Origin of the sequence: Microcoleus sp. BM001215392 (genome assembly GCF_036700185.1) — a bacterium.
Taxonomy (GTDB): Bacteria; Cyanobacteriota; Cyanobacteriia; order Cyanobacteriales; family Microcoleaceae; genus Microcoleus.
In genome coordinates this window covers 17,817-18,598 of the sequence record NZ_JAUBOJ010000035.1, presented here as the reverse complement: position 1 = coordinate 18,598, position 782 = coordinate 17,817, and the positions used below count along the sequence as shown (strand labels likewise).

General features: G+C 45.4%; 1 protein-coding gene. It reads right to left on the bottom strand.

Annotated features, from left to right (window positions below):
* Positions 1 to 161 precede the first annotated feature (161 nt).
* On the bottom strand, positions 162 to 599 hold the full coding sequence (locus QT974_RS06510; protein WP_333467715.1) for a thiol-disulfide oxidoreductase DCC family protein: 438 nt from the start codon (positions 597 to 599) through the stop codon (positions 162 to 164).
* Between the last annotated feature and the right edge of the window lie 183 nt (positions 600 to 782).

Here is a 782-nt window from a genome sequence, read left to right as displayed (position 1 = left end):
GAGAGGACTGAATTCCGAACGAGCGAACCACAGATGGAGAGGACTGAAGTCCTCAGGTTTGATCGTTTGGACTTTAGTCCTTCTTGAATTAAATTTTCCACAGATGGAGAGGACTGAATTCCGAACGAGCGAACCACAGATGGAGAGGACTGAAGTCCTCACTACGAACCTGATTTTAAGTCTTGAGTGTCGCAATTGTCGATCGACCTACAGCCCACTGGATAAGCCGATTTGTAAGTTGTCGATCGCTTGCCAAACAAAGTATAGCGGTTATCGCGCACTTGTTCGTACGCGCGATCGCCCATCCACTTCATCCCCGGAATCGCGCGGTAAGCCGCCACAAACACCTCACCAACAGGCAATATCCGCCCGATTTCCTCCGCTGCATCGCTACCTTGCCAGCGTTTTTCGGGATGATTCTTATCTATCAAAATCATCCCCATTTCGCAATCCTCAGCAGTTATATTAAACCGCTTTAATCCTTCTAAATCTTGCATGGAAATATACTCGAAGTTCTGGCATCGATCGAGATTTTCTAGTAGCTGCACCAGGGTGACGCAGAGATTGCAATTGCCGTCGTAAATTACGTTGTAGTTCATTGTTAAATTAAGCTCAAATGTATTGCCAGTATTTTCTGTTATTTTGAGAGTCCGACAGGGGTTAAAAACCCCTGTCTCATAGCGTAAGTCCTCTGAAAGAGGACTAAAAGAGAACAAAGCTAGTCCTGTATTCAACCCAGATTTAATATTAGTCGGTTTTAACCGACTTTCGCTCCATCGGCT